Genomic DNA, 19938 nt, shown 5'->3' on the forward strand with positions numbered 1-19938 from the left:
TTAGCGGTTATAACGAGGAACTTAGAAAGTGTTATAACATAACAATTAAATCAAAAAAATAAATGAAATGTAAGAAACCATAGCGCGATAGGTGTGAAAGTATGGTGAGCATGCAAAGCCCACCACCTTAGTTAACACGGATCTTTACCTCATATTACTCTTCACGAAGTACTTCGAAGCGTTCTAAGCCTCGCAGCATCTCAAAGTCCGGCTCTTCAGTTAGCAGCTCTCTCATGGACCCACTGGCTTCAATAGCGCGCTCTAAGTCATCGATAGCTTGACCTTCTGCCCCTAATCGAGCATAGGCGCAAGCACGTTGATACAAGGCATGAGCATTTTGGTCATCGACTTCTAATACACGGTTACAAAGACTCATTGCCCAGTGGTATTCCTGTATATCCATAGCAGCGTCAGCTTTGGCAGTAAGTGCTTCTAAATCTCCAGGACGAACCTTCAGTATTTCATCGTAGATTTCAATTTTTTGCTCTGCCGTTTGTGCGTTCTGTGCTCTCAACCATAGGTTATGAATCTCATTGATAATTTCAATTTCGCGGTTGTTGTCGGAAATGATTCTGGTCTTGCGCTTAAGATCCCGTTCAAGAACATTAAACTTCTTCTCATAGTCTTGAGCGATAGAATTAAGTCGCTTATCAGCCATGTCTTGAGTTGTGTGTTTAAGCTCTTTGATGGATTGCCAACCCACCAGCGCGATAAGAGAGGCCACACCAGCAATAATGTAGAAGAAGTAGGTTACGGTTACATTGGCGTAATTCAGAGACTTGTCTGCCACAGTCAGTTCCCGGTCAGTCATCTGAATGGTCAAGCGTCTTTCAAGATCCTGCTGTTCCATTCGAAGCTGCTTCAACTCATCCAAGATATAGCGTTCCATCAGCGGTCTATCCAAATACTCTTGTTCCGAGTACTTAACCTCTTCGCTTGCAAAACTCATCGTGCTGAACACCGAGATAACTGCAATCAATAAGATTCGAAGCATTATACATTCCTTATATATTTATCTTTAGACTAACTGTATCTCGTAATAGGCATACAAGCTAGGAAGTCGACAAGTTTGCTATGTCCATATTGGAATTAACACTCTAAAACATCATTGATAATTATAAAACACCTGAAGCAACATCATTAATTTCTAAATTATAAAAATACCGCGTAATACTGTTCTATATGATTAATTCGCGATGCGAATATACCGAAAAATGGTTTATTGCATCGAGATGAATCTTATATTAATAACGATCAGAACGAGGTTAATTTGAATAATCCACGATACGATTTAGTAAGCCGTGTACTGCACTGGGTAATGGCTTCTGTAATCATCTATGCAACAATCGCAGGGTATGTGATGCACTATGTCACCAGTCATCCAGAGCTGTTTTCTTTTCTGTCAGTGCTCAACATGTCATTGGCGACCGTTGCGACGCCACTGCTTGTGGTTCGTTATATCAGGAGCCACTTTCGCTCGTCGCCAAGCATGCCAACCTCTGTGCCTGAAGGGCAAAAATGCGTTGCCAAGCTTGCACACTCTTTGATGTATCTTGTGATGTTTATGGTTTTCAGCACCGGCTACTTAATGCTAAAAGAACCGTACTCTTTATTTTGGTTAGTGAGCGTAAATAATCTAATTACCGACCCTGCAATCAACGGCTTCTTTTTCTATTTCCATCGTGCCAGTTGTATTGCCCTAGCCTGTTTAATTGTGCTGCATATCAGTGCCGCACTTAAACACCACTTTGTCTCTAGGAACTATGTATTGAAGATGATGCTCTAGATTCAAAGAATTCAAGACAATTTGCACAAACAACAAAAAAGCCATAGCATGTTCGCTATGGCTTTCTTATTTCTATTTGATTACTTGGTTTGAGTATCAAGCATCACTTGCCAGTATTCACACTTGGCCAAGAACTCTTTTAAATAAAGCTCTGGGTTAGCAAGCTTCTCACCGCCTTTAACATCAGCTCCAGTCACACGCCAAAATCCACGAGTAACCAAGTTTCGATGATAAATAAAATCGTTGAGTTCATTGGCCTTCAAAGGAAGTTGCTCACCAAACGTATTTTCGTAGCGGCTCAGAGTCGAGGCTTGTTCACTTGGCTTCTCCCTTAAAAAGGTATCCAAATCCAGACCTAATGCCTGTTGCTGATCTTTTGATAGGGTTTTAACTAATTTAGAGATCACACTGAACAGAGCCAACTCAACTTTTTGAGACGCTAATAACGATGCACCTAAAAGCGCATGTTCATTGGAAATGTGTTGCTCTGTTGATGAAACGGTTGCTGTTGTCACTGTGTTAACCTCAAATAATCATAACGGGTGTTACTGAACTGGATAGAGTCTTTTCACTAAGCTGAATCTTGCAGCTAAGCAGAGTCTTTTAGCAGAACACGGTCAGCATCAATAATGGTGAAGCCTGATGCATCTTCGTTCTTTTCGACTTGCACTAAACCTTTAAAACCAATCTGCGACAGCTTCTTCGCAAGTTGATCTGGTGCTGTTTCAAAAACAACATTCATAAAAGGTAAAGACTCAGTATCAACAAAACCATGCTCGTTAAACAGTTCCATTGCTTGAGATAAATGGTCTGAGTCGGTTAATTCGATAATTTCTACAACTTCTTCCAACAACATTTTCGATTCCATATTCGCCAGAAAGTGACTGACACAAGCCGGTTCTTTTTGCTTGCATACATCCCGATGCCCTAAGACACCCCTTTAGTAGTAGGGATATCATAACATATTAATAATCGTAAAATATGTTTTATTTTTCCTAAGCTACTGGGAATACTAGAAAAGAATAGAAATTGGTGAAACATAAGCAACACCAATTCATAGTATCGATAACGGTAAACCTGATTTGAGGTGATCAGGCAACCGTTACTTGAGAATCGCCCGTTTCTACAATCGATTCTTGTAACAAGCCAGCATAAATACCATTGTGTGCCACCAGCTGTTGATGATTACCTTGCTCAACAATTTCACCCTTTTCCAACACCAAAATCGTATCTGAGTGACGAACGGTACTCAAACGGTGTGCAATCGCAATCACAGTTTTTTCCTTGAAAAGGCGCTGCATTGCTTTTTGAATCAGGTCTTCGGTGATTGAATCTACCGAACTGGTCGCCTCGTCAAGCATCATCAATTGACCACCCTGTGCAACCGCTCTAGCGAACGAGATAAGCTGCGTTTGCCCTACAGACAAGTTGGAGCCGTTCTTTTCCAAGTGGAAGTCATAACCTTGTGGCAATTGTTCAATAAACTTATCGGCATAAACATAGCGCGCCGCCTGTTCAACCTCAGTTCTAGATAGATGCGTTTTGCCCAGCGCGATATTGAATTGAATGGTCTCTTCAAATAAGTGCACGTCTTGCATCATCATTGAGAACAAATGAGCAGAGTCTTCACTTGAGATCTGTGACAGCTCTATTCCATTCAACAAAATGCTGCCTTCATAATCTTGGTAGGTTTTAGAGATCAGACGCAGAATCGTCGACTTGCCCGAACCCGTCGAACCCACAAGGGCAATTTGATGCCCTTTCTCCAATACAAACGAGACATTCTTTAGAACGTAGGGAGAGTCGTCTTTGTAGCGGAAGCTTACGTTCTTAAACTCTAGGCTCACAAACTGTTCAAGCTGTTTCTCAACCTTGTTAGATGGCAGCAGGTTACGCCCTTCCTCTTCAGTCGGCTCAACAAACAGTTCTTCAATATGGTCAAACGCTGCAAATGAACTCTGAATCGAAGCGATCTGCGAAGTAAAGTCTCGGATCGGAACAAACACTTTCTCTAAAGTATTGATGAACGCAATCAGCACACCCAAGGTGAGCGCCCCTTCTAACACTTGCTCAGAGCCATACCAGATCATAATCGCGATAGTGATGGAGGTGATGCCAGAGATAAACGAGAACAAAATCGCATCGTATTTATTGATCTTCTTCTGCGCTCTTAAAAACTCATCGGTATAGCCTTGGTAGCGTTGCTCGACTTGCTCTTCCGCTCGGTACATCTGAACGGTTTTCATGCCAAATAAGACTTCTTGTAAAAAGCCAATACCGCGAGCGAGAGAAGAACGAGTCACCTTATAGAGAGCACGAAGTCGGTTTCTCACATACACCGTCAAATACGTCACTGGCGGCATAATGATCAATACAATCATCGTTAACTGCCAATCAATGAAGAACATCATCACCAACAGAGCAATGGTATTGATGCTGTCTTTAACTAGCCCTACAACCGACTGAACAAACGTCTCGCCGATGGTTTCCAAGTCACTGGTTAATCGTGAAAGCGTTACGCCAATCGGTGTGTTATCAAAATAGCTGCGTGGCAGTTTGAGCACGCGAGCAAACAACACTGAGCGCATGTCAGTTATCGTGTATTGCCCAGTTTTACGAAGGTTGTACGAATAGGTGGTATCCACCACATAACTCGCCACCAGCACGGCAACGAGATAGAAGACGTATTCGAGCAGACCATCCATATCCCCATGACTCAGGTGAACATCGATCACTTGAATGATCAGCCAAGGGAACAACAAACTCGTGATGACAGAAAGAGGAAGCATAGCGATACCCAGAATCGCAGAGCCTTTGTATTTCTTAGCAAACTTAAAAAAGTGCTTGAGGTACTTGAGATCAACACCTTTTAACATGCTGCTGCCTCCGTTTCATTCTGCTGTAGTTGCCATGTATCGTAATAGTAATCACAGGTTTTCAATAACGTGGCGTGATCGCCCTTCGCGATCACTTTACCTTCATGCAACACGATGACTTCATCCATATATTCAAGGGCATTAACGCGGTGTGAAACCACAAGAACCGATTGATTTTTTAAACGCTTAAACAAGCCTTCCAAGATCTTACGTTCTGTTTCATAGTCGACAGCCGATAGAACGTTGTCCATGATGATCAGATCGGTGGGTTGTAATAAAGCACGCGCAATACTTAAGCGCTGTTTCTGACCACCTGACAACATGATCCCTTTCTCACCGACTAAGGTTTGATCGCCGTGTTCAAAACGCGTCACATCACTGGCCAACTGGCTGAGCTCTAGCACTTCATCAACCTGACTCTTTGCCAAATCGGTATCTAGGCTACCAAAGCGGATATTGTCTTCGACGGTTGCTGAAAACAGGTAAGGGTCCTGAGTCACGGTTTTCACGTAACGGCGTAAGTCACTGCGTGAGAAGCTAGTGACATCTCTTTCACCAAGGAAAACAGAACCTTGTGGTACATCCAAGTGGTGGTTTAAGCAGTTCACTAATGTCGTTTTACCCGCTCCGATCCCGCCTAACACACCCACTTTCTTACCTGCTGGAATATCAAAGCTGATGTCATCGAGAATCACGCGTTCTTCACCTGAATAGCTGAAGCTGAGGTTGCGAACAGAAAACGTTTTTCCCTTCAGTGATTCAACATCTAGTTCAGTCAGCTTATCTTCATCAAGCTCCGGGACTTTGGCATTAAGAATGGTTTGTGCACTTTGAATACCTACCATGCCACGCTGATAAATGGTCGCGATTCTGCCAAGTTGCATCAATGGCATAGCGAGCAAAACCGAGTAAGTCAGAAAGGCGGTAATCTCACCAAGTGTGAGTTCCTGTCTCATTAACATGTAGCCACCAAGCCCAAGAATGATGATTTTCATCAGGTCATTGGCGTAGTCGAGTACCGGCATAAAGAAGACTTGAATGCGTGTAATTTTAAGGCGGCATTCAAGCAATAACTGGTTCAGCTTTTCAGTTTCGGCTTTCACCCAAGGTGACATCTGCTGGCTCTTAATCAAGTCAATCCCAGACAGGTAACTCATTAGTTGAGCAGACAGGTTTTGTAGACGCTTCATGTGCTCTAAATGCAGCGTTTTCATACGCTTGAAGCCCACACGGAAAATCACAAAAGCGATTGAGATAGGAATGATCGAATACAGTGTGAGTTCTGGCGATATGCGCCACATGTAAAGAGGCGTCAACGACAACGCAAGCAAGGCATTGAAGAACTGCAAGAAGCCGACACCAAACAGCAGTCGAATGCCACTAAGGTCATTGTTGATAATCGAGATCAGTCGACCCGAAGCAAAGCGTTCGTGAAAGCTGCTCGGTAAGCGATTCAACTTTTGTAGAAGTGTACTTTTAAGTGCGGCCTCTGTAATTCGCCCCGGATTAAGCGCATAGATACGAGACAGAATTCTCACCACCACCATGGCAACCGACATCCCGACCACAATCCAAACATAGGTTTGAAGCTGTTGGTGGCCAGTTGAAGAGGCATCATCAATCAAATCTATCGCCAATTGGATATAACGAGGGATCTCTACTTGTAACCAGTTGACGAGAAAGATGAACACAATCGCCAATAAGTACGAGGTGCGATTCATGCGCAGATAATGGGCAATAAACTGTCTTTTATTCATAGTATTCTTTGTTTAGGGCAGGCTCACAGCGAGATTTAACGATATAACCGGGCAGTTAAGCTAGATAGGTTCATCGCTGAGGTAAAGATACATCAAAAACACTTAGTTGACAATATCAACCATATTCAATAATTAGTTTCCGCTATTAAATTTTAGCATTGCTAGAAACAATTTTGCCGCCAAAAGTGGCGGCAAATAAATAGCTTAGCAGGCTAGTATTGATAACGGCTAAAGCATCTCTTTGGCAATCAAATGCAGCAAAAAGGTTTCACGTTCAATACTCATGCCCTTCTTAGGGCTCTCTGCCATGGTCTTTTCGTTATGAGCGATCGCTTCATGGATATTCATCCACACCGGTTTCATCCCGTTTTTCACTTCATAATCTTCGTAAGCCGTTTCACCAAGCTCACGATCGATCTTGCATGAGTAGCAGTAAGAAATCATGTGCATCATGTCTGCATCATCTTTGTACCAAGGACGAAACTCTTCAAAAATGCCGAACGGCTTGATGCTATGGATATTCTTCGCGCCAGTCTCTTCTTCGAGTTCACGAACCATACCTGCGATCACATCTTCCCCTTCATCCAAACCACCACCAGGAATGGTGTAGTCGTGATAACGCTCTGTATACAGCATCAGAATGTCTTCACCATCTAACACAATGGCACGGGCAGCGTTGCGCTTATAGACCGTTTTATTGTCTAGATGGTCGATATCAGGATGGATGGTTGTTTTTAGGTGTCTCATGATTCTGACTGCTCTACTGAATTTGGCGGCATCATATCATAATCATCAATAGATTCGAGGTTCACAACCGCTAACCAGAACGGATCGGACGGAGATATTCCTACGGTAACTTGAATCCACTTAGCTTGATCTAACACTCAAAAAGTCGTTAAACATGAAGAAATATCAACCTATTTCAATATCTTGACCAAATTAGGACAACCTTTTCTGAAATCTAAAATATACTAATTTCATAGAGCTTCTCATTTGGTTCTGTAGAACTTAACGCATTCGATTATAGAGTTATCACGTAGGAGATAGACATGAAGAAAATTGGTTTGATGGCTGTATGTGCCGTTGTATTAGGCGGTTGTGCAAACGACTATGCAGAATATAGCGAGGGCCAACGTGTTTCAGTCGCTAACCCAGCAGCGGTTTATTGTGTTCAACAGGACGGTGAATTAGACACGGTTACTGAAAACAATCAGCGTACAACTTACTGTGTATTCGATGACGGCGAGCGCATTGAACAGTGGGAGTACTACCGCAATAACCATGAGCAAGATTCAGAAAACCAAAGTTAATCACTGTAAAAAAACACATGAGCCTTCTGGCACAATGTTATGGGCGATGATTACGTTCGAGCGGTTAAAAACATCGCTGAAGAAGGCACTGAGCTTCTAGCTTACTGTCTGATTGCCTTTGCGAGTTTAAAGACCGTTATTGGCATCACGAGAAAGAAATAATCACCTATCGCCACCAGCGATGTGTGTGATCCGATTCCGGATCTAAATAACGATTCAATAAAGTCAGGTTAGTATCTAGTAGAGCTAGGTATTCCCTGACTTTTTTTACATCGGTACCCACTGAAGTCTGCTGGATACAGCGCTCCAATGCTGGGAGTAAACTCTCCACAATGTCAAAGTCAGATGAACGTCCAACGAGCTCTTTGGCAGTGATCAATGCTTCCAAAGACAGTCTTTCTGGCTCTCGTCTAACCAACTCTAAATCTCGCTTAAATGCGCCCGCACAAACACCTTCAAGATAAACTCGGTAGGTCGTCAGTACGTCCATCAACAGAAACAATTGCCCCTGAGCACTTTGATGTGGGTATGGCACCGCAACATGAGCCTCCAACCTGCGATCTATTTGCTGCTCTACCCCAAGTGCGGAACACTTCTCGATGAGAACTTTAAGCAAACCTTGCTCGCCCATGAGCGATTGAATCTCGAATATACGTTGTAAATGGTAGTCATTCGAAACGAATGTCACTTGCACACTTTGCCCGCGAGTAAACAGCCCGCTTGCAATCATCTCTGAGGCCAAGTTCTGTATGTTCTCGACAGTGTTGGTCGAGTGCTGCTCGAGCAAAATCGCCCCTAAAGAAAACGGATGTTCACGCTGCTTTTCAAGCTTTCTAAAGTACTGGTGCATCGCGTCGGCTTCAGACAGTGTTTGCCCTTTTGTTAGCCCACCACAAAATGCTACCGCAGTTTGCTGATTCGACTCTTCTACCAAAGGCTCCGCCAGATACTCAACCAAAGCATCAACTCGACTGATTCCTTCATCAGTCAATTTATTCTCATTAAGTCGCTTACCCAGCACAATAAGGAGGTGATTAATGCTCATTTTATGTTCAAGTCTCGTTTTGGGGATTAGATGGAGTGAATTATGTATACAATACTTGTTAACAAAAGTATTTTGAAATTCTTATATGTTGCTCGCAATAATGCTCACTATTGATAGCGACATCTTAGGTAATACAAGAATAAACGTGTCGCTTTACAGCAAACATAGCACGCTCTTGTATTTCATCGCTCTATGCTTGTTAGCACTAGTCGATAAAAGAGCCCTTTCAATCAATGAATACGCTCTATCGCATAACTGTTTCACCCACAGAACAGGTTCACTCAAAGAAGTGCAACTAACCAAATACAAATTTTACACAGAGTTCGTCCATCGAACCGTCTTCACAGGAAGTTACTATGCTGTCTATTTTTGATATCTACAAAATTGGGGTTGGACCATCCAGCTCCCACACAAATGGACCAATGATCGCTGGGTTTAACTTTACCCAAAAAATTGATGCTCAGCTTAAGCAAGTGAAGCGTATTCAAATCGACTTATACGGCTCGTTATCATTGACGGGTATTGGTCACCACACAGACAGAGCGACCTTGTTAGGTTTGCTAGGTAACCGCCCCGACACCATTAAAATCACCAGTGCTAACCAAGCAATGCGTAAGGCGATTGAAGATAAATCTCTATTGGTTAGCGGTAACCATGAAATTTATTTCGATGTAGAAAGCGATCTGCTCTTCCACAAAACTAACCTTCCGTTGCATGAAAATGGCATGACTATCTCTGCCTTTGACGAAAGCGGCAGCCTTCTGGATATGGAAACCTACTACTCGATTGGTGGTGGCTTTATCGCAACCGCTGATGAGCTACAAAACGGCAAACAGGAAGCAGAAACACAAGTTGAGTTCCCTTTCTCTTCCGCTGATCAGTTACTTGAACTATCCGAACAACAAGGACTGAGCCTTGGTGGCTTAATTCTGCGTAACGAAGTGTCTTTCCAAGGTATGGATGTGATTGACCAGAAAGCCGACCAAATTTGGAAGGTGATGTCTCTGTGTATGCAGCGTGGCTTTGACACGGAAGGCATTCTTGATGGCGGCCTAGAAGTCACTCGTCGAGCACCTGCTCTGCTTAAAAAGCTGGAAGCAAATGCCTCGATTGAAAACGATCCAATGGAGATCATGGATTGGATTAACCTATTTGCCTTTGCTGTAAGTGAAGAAAACGCAGCGGGCGGTCAGGTCGTGACATCACCGACCAACGGTGCGGCTGGGGTTATTCCTGCGGTATTAATGTACTACCATCGCTTCATCAAAGAGCTAGACACTAAGCAGCTTAAAGACTTCTTGGCAGTCTCTGGCGCAATCGGCATCTTATACAAAACCAACGCTTCGATTTCTGGCGCAGAGGTAGGTTGTCAGGGTGAAGTCGGCGTTTCTTCATCAATGGCCGCAGCAGGCCTAACTGCCCTACGTGGTGGTAGCAACGAACAGATTTGTATTGCCGCTGAGATCGCGATGGAACACTCACTGGGCATGACATGCGATCCGATCGGCGGACTTGTTCAGGTGCCATGTATCGAACGTAACGCAATGGGTGCAATGAAAGCCATCAATGCATCGCGCATGGCATTGAAACGTACCAGCAAGTGTCTTATCTCGTTAGACAAGGTTATCGAGACCATGTACCAAACAGGTAAAGACATGAACAAGAAGTACCGTGAAACTTCTCTAGGCGGCCTAGCCGTGATCCACATGGCACCACCTTGTGAATAAAAGACAGGAACACGAGTGGAGAAAGCCTCTATAGAGACAGCATTCTTGTAAACTTAGTTTTCAATATCTCAACAAAGCCAGCCACCAAGCTGGCTTTTTTATTGGCTAAAGCCCAACAGCTAATTGAAAGTGATACTCACTCAAAATAACTTACAGAATGACTACCTCTAACTTTCCCTTTATTAGTTCATTACTTAGCCACAAATGATGATGGCTAAATTTCATACCGCCATGCATCCACTTGCAAAATCTAACGTTGCAAATCTCATTCATGAGAAATATGAATGCACTCATAAGAAAAGATATATCGAGTAAAGTTCTGCTTGGGACAGATGTTTAAGTTTATGTATTACTACTAATGATATTATAATCGGGCAATTACACTACATATTAATACAAACGTGAGAATAAAATAATGTGGAATAGATTAAACAAATCAATGATGTTCTGCCAAATGATGTTCGGACTTTCGTTCTATGGCGTCATGGTGATCTTGACTCGTTTCTTCCTTGAAGATCTGAACTACAATGAAGCCGACACCATGATGGTTGTTGGTGCTTTCTCTGCAATCGGACCGCTATTTGCTATCGCAGGTGGCTTTATCGCCGACAAGTTTTTAGGCGCCTACCGATCTTTAACCATTGCCTTCCTAGGGTTCGCAAGTGGTTACGTTCTACTGGTACTTGGTGCAGCAGCAACCAATGTTCCGATGGCATTATGTGGTATTGCGTTAGCAAGTTATGCACGTGGTTTGATGTCCCCTTCTTACCCAAGTCTTTACAAACGCACGTTCAAAACTCAAGAAGATTTTGAGAACTGCTACCCAATCAACTACTCAGTAAACAATATTGGTGCTCTGTTAGGCCAATACCTGTTCCCAATGCTAGTACTTGTTGTTGGTTTCCACGGTGGTTTCCTTCTTTCAGCGGTGCTAGCCGGTGCTGCGCTTCTGATGATGATCTTTGTTCGCAAAGGCCTTGTTGAAGCAAGTGCTGAAATCGACCAAAAACCAGTAAGCACTAAAAACTGGGCAGCGTTCCTTGGTCTTTCTGCAGCAATGATCGGCTTGGTATTCTTCATGTTCTCTAACATGGATATTGGCCAAAACATCGTGTACGCAATCGGTGGTGCAGCGATCATCTACTTTGTCTCTTTGATGATGAAATCGAAGAAATCAGACATGCTAAAAATGGGGACTATCTTAATCATCACATTCCTGACGACATGTTTCTTCGTGTACTACGGTCAGATGATGACTTCGATGACAATGGTAGCGATCAACACAATGCGTGGCGATCTATTTGGTTTCATCCCTGTCGCACCTGAAGCTTCAATGGCAATGAACCCACTATGGTGTATGGTTGCTGGCCCTATCATCGCGGGTATCTTCTCTAACCTAGAAAAGAAAAACATTAACTTCTCAACTGCAACCAAAGTCGGTTTCTCTTTCATCCTTACGGCTATCGCTTTCGGTATCCTTACGATGGCAGTAACGACAGTTGGTGACGATATTCTGATCCGCCCAGAAGTCTTCCTAGCGATTCACTTCTTCCTAGCATTCGGTGAAGTGATTGTAGGTTCAATGGTTGTAGCCTTCATCCTGTCTGTTGCACCTAAGCACATTGAAAACTTCTCAGTAAGCTTGTTCTCTGTTGCTATCGCACTATCAGGCATTGTTGGCGCGGTATTCTCAACGTCTATTGCACTAGAGAAAGGTCAAGAGATCACACAAGAGATCGTGCAAACGGTTTACGGTGATTACTTCCAAATGCTGACTGTTCTTGCCGTCGTGATGGTAGGTATCGCAATGGCAGCATCGTTCATTATTCGTAAGATGCTAGAAGCTGCGAAAGCCGCTGAAGAAACGATTGAACTAGAGCAAGCAAACAGCTAATTCTGTTCGCTGAGTCAAACCAATCCTAAGAGCCCTTTAGTTTTCTAAAGGGCTCTTTTTTGTAGGATCCGTTTCTCAATAGGATCTGTCGTATAAGTTAGGTAGTACATGTGTAAATCAAAGTAAATGATAACTATTAGTATTGAGTGTTTTTTAGTTCAGGATTATGATGTGGAAATCCAAATCTAAGAGAGCCTTATATGAGCAAGCCTAGCCCTATCACATTAACCGTTACTCAAACCTCAACAATTACTCCAAACATGCAGCGCATAACGCTTAGCGGTGAGGGATTAAGTAAATACCCAACAGAATGTGCCGGCGGCTACATCAAGCTTTTATTCTCGCCACTTGGCACGACTGATTTAAGCAAGCTAAACGAAGGTGAGCGCCCAACCATGCGTACCTACACCATTCGTCAGTACAATCCTGTAGAGCAGTGGATTGAAGTCGATTTCGTTCGTCACATCACTAAAGATTTGCAGTGTGGCTTTGCTGCAAGGTGGGCAATGAACGCGAAAGTGGGTGACACTATTTCAGTGGCTGGTCCTGGTTTAATTCAGGGGCTTAACCTAGAGTCAGACTGGTTCTTCTTAGTTGCAGACATGACGTCCCTACCTGCGCTTTCTGCAAAAGTAAAAACGCTCCCAGAAACAGCAACTGGTCACGCTATCATTCAGATCAACTCAGCAGCAGATAAGCAGGTACTTGAGACTCCTCAAGGTATCAAAGTAACCTGGTTGATTGAAGATGAAACCTCAGAGTCACTTTCACAAACCGTGCGCAACACAGAATGGTTAGAAGGTCAGGTTTCAATATGGACAGCGTGTGAATTTGAAAGCATGCGTGAGCTAAGACAATACTTCCGCAACGAAAAAGAAGTCGCGAAAGAGAACATCTACATCAGCAGCTACTGGAAACGTGGTGTCACTGAAGATGGCCACAAAGTGTTGAAACAGCAAGATGCTCAAGATTTAGCGGGTTAAGTCTTTTACTACCTACAGCTTCTTACTAGATAAAGAGAAAACGCCCTTGACGAAGTTTGTATCGCTAAGGGCGTTTTTGATTTAGCTTAATATAGATGCCTCTGCACAAATATCCAATCGTTCCGGCGAGCTTTTAAGTCAGTGAGATAACTAAACCAGCAATAATAAAAACGACGCCTACACCGCGAGTCATGTGCCACTTTTCCTTTAAAAAGTAGATCCCCATCACTACGCCGAAGATGATACTGACTTGCCTAAGTGCCACAACCAGGCTGACGTTCTCTGTCATGGTCATCGCAAATAACACTAAACCATAAGTCGATGCCATCATAATGCCTGCAAGCGTGGCTTTCTTACGTAGTATCCATGCGTTGGTAAATTCGATTCTTTGATTGGACACCAACAACCAAATACTCAGCGGAATCACGATCGCCCAAAATTGAATGCCTAGGTAGAAAATCGCCGTGTGTTTATTAGTAATGGTAGGCGTGCTTAACGGCTCCAATAACAGGAGCGCTTCTTTATCTATAATGGAGTAGCCCGTGGTACCAATGGCGGCGATTAATGCCCACAGCACACCGAGGTTGAGATACGCTTTTAACCTAAGATCTGAAAACTTCTTAAGTGGTACAAACAAACAACCCAAGGTAATCAAGGTGAAGCCAAACCATTGATTAGGTGACAGCTCATAGCCTATCAACACCGTGCCTAAACCCACCATCAACACGGGCAGCGCTCGTGCCATCGGGTAAATCACCCCAATATCGGCCTGCTTGTAGGCTACACCTAAGCCGATTAAATAGATGATTTGGCAAATACCACTTAAAAGAAGTAGCTTCCAAAATAAAAGCGTGATATCCACAAAGCCGACACTGTAAATGAACCAAATCAAATAGGGAGTCAATATCGCAGCAGCGGCAAAGCCAGAGGCTAAGAAGAAAGACGAGCCCGATCCTTGATTCGATTTACCTAGAACGTTCCAACCCGCGTGAAGCAAAGCCGAAATAGTCACGATGACGATGGCAGAGAATTCCATTTCATTCCTAAATTATAGATGAATTAGCACAACGGCTGACAACAGGTGATAAAAAGGCCTCCGAATAAGAGACCTTTGAACTTTTCAATTGGGCAATCCTGCATAATTGCAGATATGCTAACGTTCTAACGTATGACTAGCGCTCTAGCTGCGCGATTGACTCAATACTGATCGCGTCATGACGCCAATACTCAATATCACAGTCAATCAGATCGCCGTTTTGATTGTAGTTAACACGCTCAACAACCATTGCAGGTGAGCCAGAAGTCGCACGCAGGGCTTGCGCTGTCTCGCCAAGTAAAGACGTTGTGCTCACTCGGTAACGGATCTTCTGATACACCACACCAAAGTGTTCGCGGTAGATGTCCGTCAACGATTTAGACAAGTCATAATCAAGCAAGTTAGGGAACAACTCTGGTCGAATGTAGTTGGTCACATACACAACCGGCCTATCTTCAAGATAACGAACTCTGTCTACTCGATAAACGTCCGAGAAAGGTTGTAACTCAAGAAGCCGAGTCGCCTCCTTGGTTGCTAACATTCCTTTCGCCGCCACCAACTCAGTTTTCGGCTGTCGATTCTGCGATAGAGCCATATTGGTGAAGTTCAGCGTTTGTGTTGGATCGTAACGAAGCGGCTCGGGAGAGATAAACCAACCACGTCGGTCTTCTCGATAAATGCGCCCTTCCGCTTCAAGTGAAGACAAGGCTTCGCGTAAGGTAACTCGAGTCGTATCAAACGATTCAGCCAGCTTACGTTCCGCAGGCAGCTTCTGTCGTGGTGTTAACATCCCCGACTCTATCTGCTCTACGATGACATCTTTGATTTTTACGTACTGCACTTCATTTCCTTTCATTCTTGTTCTTGTCGTCAGCCACTCCTTGGCCAACTGCAATATAAGTGGTTCGCTAGCGTTTACGCCAAGCTTGGGTGCGCTTATCGAATAACTTGTTGATTAGCATATGAATCAACTTCGCACTCGCTGCAGATATCATGATCATCACCGCCATCGCTGCTGCTGCACCGGTTTGACCTGCATCGTCCATATTCAGTACTGATACTGACGCTGGAATCGTATTGGTAGAATACAAGAATACTACCGCAGATGTCGTGGTAAGTGCATTAATAAACAGGTATGTCGCAATATCTAAAATCGCCGGCAGACAAACAGGTACCGTCACCTTAAAGAACAGCTTGTATTGCGGTAAGTTTACCGAAGCCGCTGTTGCTTCAATTTCGGAAGGCAGTTGTTTCAATGCCGTTAACGCCGTCATGTGCCCTACCGTGTAGTAGTGAACCACGGTATTAATCACCAAGAACGCCATCGTGCCATACAAGAAGTTAAGTGGGTTACTCAAATCATTGAAGTAGAAGATATAACCCAAACCCAGCACCATACCCGGAACGGCCATCGGAACAACGCTGAGCATTTGCATCGCTTGACGAACAGGACCGAAGGCGCGACCTTTCTCAATGCAGTATGCACCTAAGAAAATCAGAACAGTACCAATAACCGCAGTCCAAGCACCAAGCGTTAAGGAGTTGAAGAATGGCGCCCAACCATAAGTACTCATTTCTGCGAAGTTGTAGTTGTTTAGCGTCAGCGCTTTGTTCCAAGGCCAGAAGGTGACCATCGAACCGTATATCGCCATGCCCAACACAATAACCACAGCAGCAGAGATGATGGTGCAATAAAGGAAACATAAGCCATCACGTAGTGAACTAGGTTCAGGTTGGTACGCGACAGAACGAGTATCAAACAAGCTCTTTTGTTTCTTTTGAACCCAGCGGTCAACGGTAAACGCAAGCAACGCAGGTAATAGCAGCAAGATACTGGTTACTGCACCCATAGAGAAGTTCTGTTGACCAACCACCTGCTTAAAGATGTCAGTCGATAACACGTTGTAGCTACCACCTATCACCTTTGGCACACCAAAGTCACAAACCACCAGCGTAAACACAACGATCAGGGTACTGATCAAGCCGTATTTTGCCGCAGGTAACGTCACCATAAAGAAAGTTTTTAACGATGAAGTATTGAGTGCACGTGCTGCCTCATAAAGGCGAGCGTCAGAGGTTCTTAATGAGGTGGTCAGAATCATCAAGGCGTGTGGAAACGTCCAAAATATCAAGCCCAGTGAGATACCAATCAAGCCATAAACCGAGTTGCCACCTAAGACTTCTTTAGCGATACCCTGGTTACCAAATAGGAAGATAAGACTGATTGCAGGAAGCAGTGACGGAGCAAGAATAGGCGCAGAACCCAGTACTTGAAAAAGCCCCTTAAAAGGCATGCATGAACGAGTTAGCGCATAGGCATAACCAAACGCCAATACACCCACGATTACGGTCACTAGCAATCCAAGCGTGAAGGTATTGCCTACCGACTGCCACAGGCTTTGAGACGCAAAATACGTAGCGAAATTCTGTAAACCTACAAATTCACCGTCTGCGTTCTGAACACTCTTTTTCAACATTGCCCACAGTGGCATCAGGATAAACAACGTCATGACCACAGACAAAAAGGCCAACAGCCCAAATAGAATTACGTTGTCTTTGCTTAACCGAGCCAGAAAAGGTTGTACTCGTCGTTGAATTAGCAGCTTAGATTGCATCATTTGAGTCGATTCCATGATTGATTACGCCGCCTCGTCTTTCATCACTTGCAGGCTTTTCGATGAGTAAGCTCTAAGGCCTTCTTGATCAAACGCCACGTAACGAATATCACTGCGACGCAGCTTCAATCGGTTGAACTCTTTGACGGGTACATCAACGATGATCTCTTTCGCCGTTGAGTCATGTTGCAATTGACACTCAACACGATAAAACGCCCCTAAGAATTCGCTTGATACGATTCTCACTGGCAAGGATTCACTAAAACGATCAACAAACTGGATTTGCTCTGGACGAACGGCAATATCAAAAACATCACCCAGATTTGGCGTGAGATTATCTAAGCCAGGTAACGGCAGCATTGACTCAGCAATACGCATCTTGCCTTGAGCCGCAACAGAAGCTTGAATAAAGTTCATGCTACCAACAAACTCAGCCACAAAACGACTGACAGGTTTTTGGTAGATCTCTTGAGGAGCACCGACCTGCTCGATAACACCATGATTCATCACGACAATACGGTCTGCCATCGTTAACGCTTCATCTTGGTCGTGCGTCACCATAATAGTGGTGATACCCAATTTGCGTTGCAGTTGGCAGATCTCATCACGTAGGTGTGTTCTTACCTTCGCATCCAACGCAGAAAGCGGTTCATCGAGTAGCAACAAGCCTGGAGACAAGGCTAATGCGCGAGCCAGAGCAACACGCTGCTGCTGTCCACCAGATAGCTGATTTAGAAATTTCTGACCAGACGTTGGTAAGCCAATGGTCTCTAACCAAGACTCAACCGTCTCAAGGGCTTCTTTGGTCGACATGCCTTGGTTTTTCAGACCAATCGCAATGTTTTCTTCCACAGTGAGATTTGGAAACAAAGCGTAAGATTGGAACACGATGCCAAAGTCGCGCTTTTCTGGTGGCAAGAAGGTCGTATCATTACCGTTCTGCTCAATAGAACCTGACGTTGGTAAGTCTAGGCCTGCAATCGCACGTAATAAGGTGGTTTTTCCACAGCCAGATGGGCCAAGGAAGCAGACGAACTCGCCTTTATCTATCGCTAGGGAGATGTCTTTTAACGCTGTAAATTGGCCAAATTGCTTTACAACGTTTTCAATATTCAAATAAGTTTGGTTGCTCATACTACAGCACTCTCTACATGGTATATACCAAATTTAAACTGAGAATATTGCAGTTGAGTGACAAATTTATAGAAGCTAAATGACAGTTATATTGCAGATATAATAAGCATTAAAGATTGCTATTTGTTCAGCATTAAAAGTTAGTTCAACGTTGAAAGCCCTCAGTGACTTACCCATAAATCACTGAGAGCCTCAATGTAAACTTCTAACTTAAACGCTAGATTAATCTATGATTCAACCTTGTCGGCTTTGCCCGCCGCACCTGCGAGTTTGGATAACTGTTTATCCAGCCACAATGGCGTGTTACCAGAATCTTCCGCGTTCTCTTTTCTTCGAACTGCATCTCTAACCATCATTGCTCCAACCCAACGAAATGGCTCTGGTGGGAAATAGCCTCGTGGACCGCTAGTTAAGCCACTACGTGTCCATTCGCTATCATCTCCTAACACCATTGAAGACAAAATTTTTCCGCCCATACGGGTTTGAGCAACGCCATTGCCTGAATAACCAAGCCCATAATAGATGTTGCTTTGGCCTTTTAGGTTACCGAAAAATGGCAATCCGGTGACCGAACGGTCTGAGCCGCCAGACCAATTGTAATCGAATTCACTTTGTTCCAATTTAGGGAACAGTTTTTGAAACGATTGATTGAGAATCGGCAAGTAGTTGGTCGTTTGGTTAAACATGCTTTCAACTTGATTGGCAAACGAGAACTTATTACCGCCTTTGCCCAACATGAGTCGTCCGTCCTGGGTATCTCGGTAATAGTGGACAAAGATACGCGAATCTACCACCGCTGCCCCTTTCTCTGGACCAAACTGCTTGAGCTTTTCAGGAATAGGCTTGGTCACCACCATATCGGAAGAGACAACCACTATGCTGCGTTTGAACTCTTTAAAGTGATCGAGCATCCACGCATTGAGTGCCAAAATCACTTTATCCGCAAATACGGAACCGCCTTTGGTTTGAATTCGAGCGGGAGAGCCATAATCGAGTGATGTCATCTCTGTGTTTTCGTGAATTTCGACACCCAGTTCGAGCGCGACTCGGCGCAAACCTCTAGCCAATAACGCTGGCTGCACACTACCCGCAGCTTCTGAGTAGTAACCCTCAATATGGCGTTCAGATCCCGCTTTATCAGCCAAAGAATTGTCGCACTTCTTCCAGCTATTGATACCCTGCTTAACCAGCTCATTAACAACAGGCTCCATTCCACCCTTTTGGGCTTCATTAGTCGCCGTGTAGTAAGTACCGCTTCGATATAGATGCGCGTCAATCTTGTGTTCGTTACAGAAGGCTTCGATCTCGTATATAACCTTTTCCGACTCCTTAACCAACCATTTCGCTTGTTCTTTTCCATAGAGCTTTTTCAGCGTCGGATACTTAGTTGACCACGTCAGCATGCAACCGCCGTTCGCACTAGAAGCACCGCTACCACATAGGCCTTTTTCAATCACGACAACATGCTTTTCTGGTTGCTGTTGTTTGATTAAAATCGCCGTCCATAAACCCGTATAGCCACCGCCAACAATGGCGATATCACAGTTGACGTCTTTTTGGAGCGGCTTAGCCGAATCTAGCCCCGCATGGATGTTGCCAAACTCTTGTTCCAACGCTTGCTTGAACCAATATGAGTAGTGCTTTGTCATTTGTTGTACCTTACTTAAAACCTAAAGGCGTAAAACTAAAAAAGGAAGACCGAAGCCTTCCTTTACTGATTTCTAACTTCTAATGAACTAAACAGTTAAATAGCTAAATAGTTAATTAACTGAGTA

At 44.0% G+C, this 19938-nt stretch carries 18 protein-coding genes; 6 read left to right on the forward strand and 12 right to left on the reverse strand.

Annotated elements, in window-relative coordinates; translation table 11 throughout:
* Window positions 1–154: 154 nt before the first annotated feature.
* A complete protein-coding gene (locus tag AB6E30_RS15485; RefSeq protein WP_017069419.1) occupies window positions 155–994 on the reverse strand; it encodes a tetratricopeptide repeat protein in 840 nt (279 codons plus the stop codon).
* Between the two features lie 276 nt (window positions 995–1270).
* Between AB6E30_RS15485 and AB6E30_RS15490 the strand changes: the two genes are divergently transcribed.
* On the forward strand, window positions 1271–1786 hold the full coding sequence (locus AB6E30_RS15490) for a cytochrome b (RefSeq protein WP_372104260.1): 516 nt from the start codon (window positions 1271–1273) through the stop codon (window positions 1784–1786).
* A gap of 80 nt (window positions 1787–1866) precedes the next feature.
* Here the strand turns inward: AB6E30_RS15490 and AB6E30_RS15495 are convergent, their stop codons facing one another.
* The 5 genes from AB6E30_RS15495 to AB6E30_RS15515 all read right to left on the reverse strand — a co-directional run bounded on the left by AB6E30_RS15495 (window position 1867) and on the right by AB6E30_RS15515 (window position 7166).
* On the reverse strand, window positions 1867–2301 hold the full coding sequence (locus tag AB6E30_RS15495) for a hypothetical protein (RefSeq protein WP_372104262.1): 435 nt from the start codon (window positions 2299–2301) through the stop codon (window positions 1867–1869).
* 74 nt (window positions 2302–2375) lie between these two features.
* A complete protein-coding gene (locus AB6E30_RS15500) occupies window positions 2376–2642 on the reverse strand; it encodes a hypothetical protein (protein ID WP_017067627.1) in 267 nt (88 codons plus the stop codon).
* A 235-nt stretch (window positions 2643–2877) separates the two neighbouring features.
* Window positions 2878–4662: an ABC transporter ATP-binding protein gene (locus tag AB6E30_RS15505; RefSeq protein WP_372104264.1), complete on the reverse strand. Its 1785-nt coding sequence runs from the start codon at window positions 4660–4662 to the stop codon at window positions 2878–2880.
* Window positions 4656–6419: an ABC transporter ATP-binding protein gene (locus AB6E30_RS15510; protein ID WP_372104266.1), complete on the reverse strand. Its 1764-nt coding sequence runs from the start codon at window positions 6417–6419 to the stop codon at window positions 4656–4658. Before AB6E30_RS15510 ends, AB6E30_RS15505 begins: the two co-directional genes overlap by 7 nt.
* A gap of 228 nt (window positions 6420–6647) precedes the next feature.
* On the reverse strand, window positions 6648–7166 hold the full coding sequence (locus AB6E30_RS15515; RefSeq protein WP_017059522.1) for an NUDIX hydrolase: 519 nt from the start codon (window positions 7164–7166) through the stop codon (window positions 6648–6650).
* A gap of 302 nt (window positions 7167–7468) precedes the next feature.
* Between AB6E30_RS15515 and AB6E30_RS15520 the strand changes: the two genes are divergently transcribed.
* Together AB6E30_RS15520 and AB6E30_RS15525 are read left to right on the forward strand one after the other, a co-directional pair.
* Entirely contained in the window at window positions 7469–7729 is a 261-nt protein-coding gene (locus AB6E30_RS15520) for a DUF333 domain-containing protein (protein WP_017059521.1), read from the forward strand.
* 39 nt (window positions 7730–7768) lie between these two features.
* Entirely contained in the window at window positions 7769–7891 is a 123-nt protein-coding gene (locus AB6E30_RS15525) for a hypothetical protein (RefSeq protein WP_017059520.1), read from the forward strand.
* 4 nt (window positions 7892–7895) lie between these two features.
* Here the strand turns inward: AB6E30_RS15525 and AB6E30_RS15530 are convergent, their stop codons facing one another.
* Window positions 7896–8774 carry a YdcF family protein gene (locus AB6E30_RS15530; RefSeq protein WP_017064809.1) on the reverse strand — a complete coding sequence of 293 codons (879 nt, stop codon included), beginning with the start codon at window positions 8772–8774 and terminating at the stop codon, window positions 7896–7898.
* Between the two features lie 356 nt (window positions 8775–9130).
* Between AB6E30_RS15530 and AB6E30_RS15535 the strand changes: the two genes are divergently transcribed.
* From AB6E30_RS15535 to AB6E30_RS15545, 3 genes are all read left to right on the forward strand, one after another.
* Entirely contained in the window at window positions 9131–10501 is a 1371-nt protein-coding gene (locus AB6E30_RS15535; protein ID WP_017068616.1) for an L-serine ammonia-lyase, read from the forward strand.
* A 415-nt stretch (window positions 10502–10916) separates the two neighbouring features.
* Window positions 10917–12395 carry a peptide MFS transporter gene (locus AB6E30_RS15540; RefSeq protein WP_080582209.1) on the forward strand — a complete coding sequence of 493 codons (1479 nt, stop codon included), beginning with the start codon at window positions 10917–10919 and terminating at the stop codon, window positions 12393–12395.
* Between the two features lie 200 nt (window positions 12396–12595).
* Window positions 12596–13378, forward strand: a complete 783-nt coding sequence (locus AB6E30_RS15545) for a siderophore-interacting protein (RefSeq protein ID WP_136982425.1) — start codon at window positions 12596–12598, stop codon at window positions 13376–13378.
* 133 nt (window positions 13379–13511) lie between these two features.
* Here the strand turns inward: AB6E30_RS15545 and AB6E30_RS15550 are convergent, their stop codons facing one another.
* From AB6E30_RS15550 to AB6E30_RS15570, 5 genes are all read right to left on the reverse strand, one after another.
* Entirely contained in the window at window positions 13512–14414 is a 903-nt protein-coding gene (locus AB6E30_RS15550) for a multidrug transporter (protein ID WP_136982424.1), read from the reverse strand.
* Between the two features lie 136 nt (window positions 14415–14550).
* Window positions 14551–15255, reverse strand: coding sequence for a phosphonate utilization transcriptional regulator PhnR (gene phnR, locus AB6E30_RS15555; protein ID WP_029235340.1), 705 nt, complete (start codon window positions 15253–15255; stop codon window positions 14551–14553).
* Window positions 15256–15322: 67 nt separating this feature from the next.
* Window positions 15323–17032 (reverse strand): putative 2-aminoethylphosphonate ABC transporter permease subunit, encoded by a 1710-nt coding sequence (locus tag AB6E30_RS15560; RefSeq protein WP_372104268.1) that lies wholly within the window; start codon window positions 17030–17032, stop codon window positions 15323–15325.
* 21 nt (window positions 17033–17053) lie between these two features.
* A complete protein-coding gene (locus AB6E30_RS15565; protein WP_372104271.1) occupies window positions 17054–18163 on the reverse strand; it encodes a putative 2-aminoethylphosphonate ABC transporter ATP-binding protein in 1110 nt (369 codons plus the stop codon).
* Between the two features lie 227 nt (window positions 18164–18390).
* The gene (locus tag AB6E30_RS15570; RefSeq protein WP_372104274.1) at window positions 18391–19812 is read right to left on the reverse strand and encodes an FAD-dependent oxidoreductase; all 1422 of its coding nucleotides are present in this window, start codon (window positions 19810–19812) and stop codon (window positions 18391–18393) included.
* Between the last annotated feature and the right edge of the window lie 126 nt (window positions 19813–19938).

This window comes from Vibrio sp. 10N.247.311.12, assembly GCF_041467515.1.
Taxonomy (GTDB): domain Bacteria; phylum Pseudomonadota; class Gammaproteobacteria; order Enterobacterales; family Vibrionaceae; genus Vibrio; species Vibrio crassostreae_C.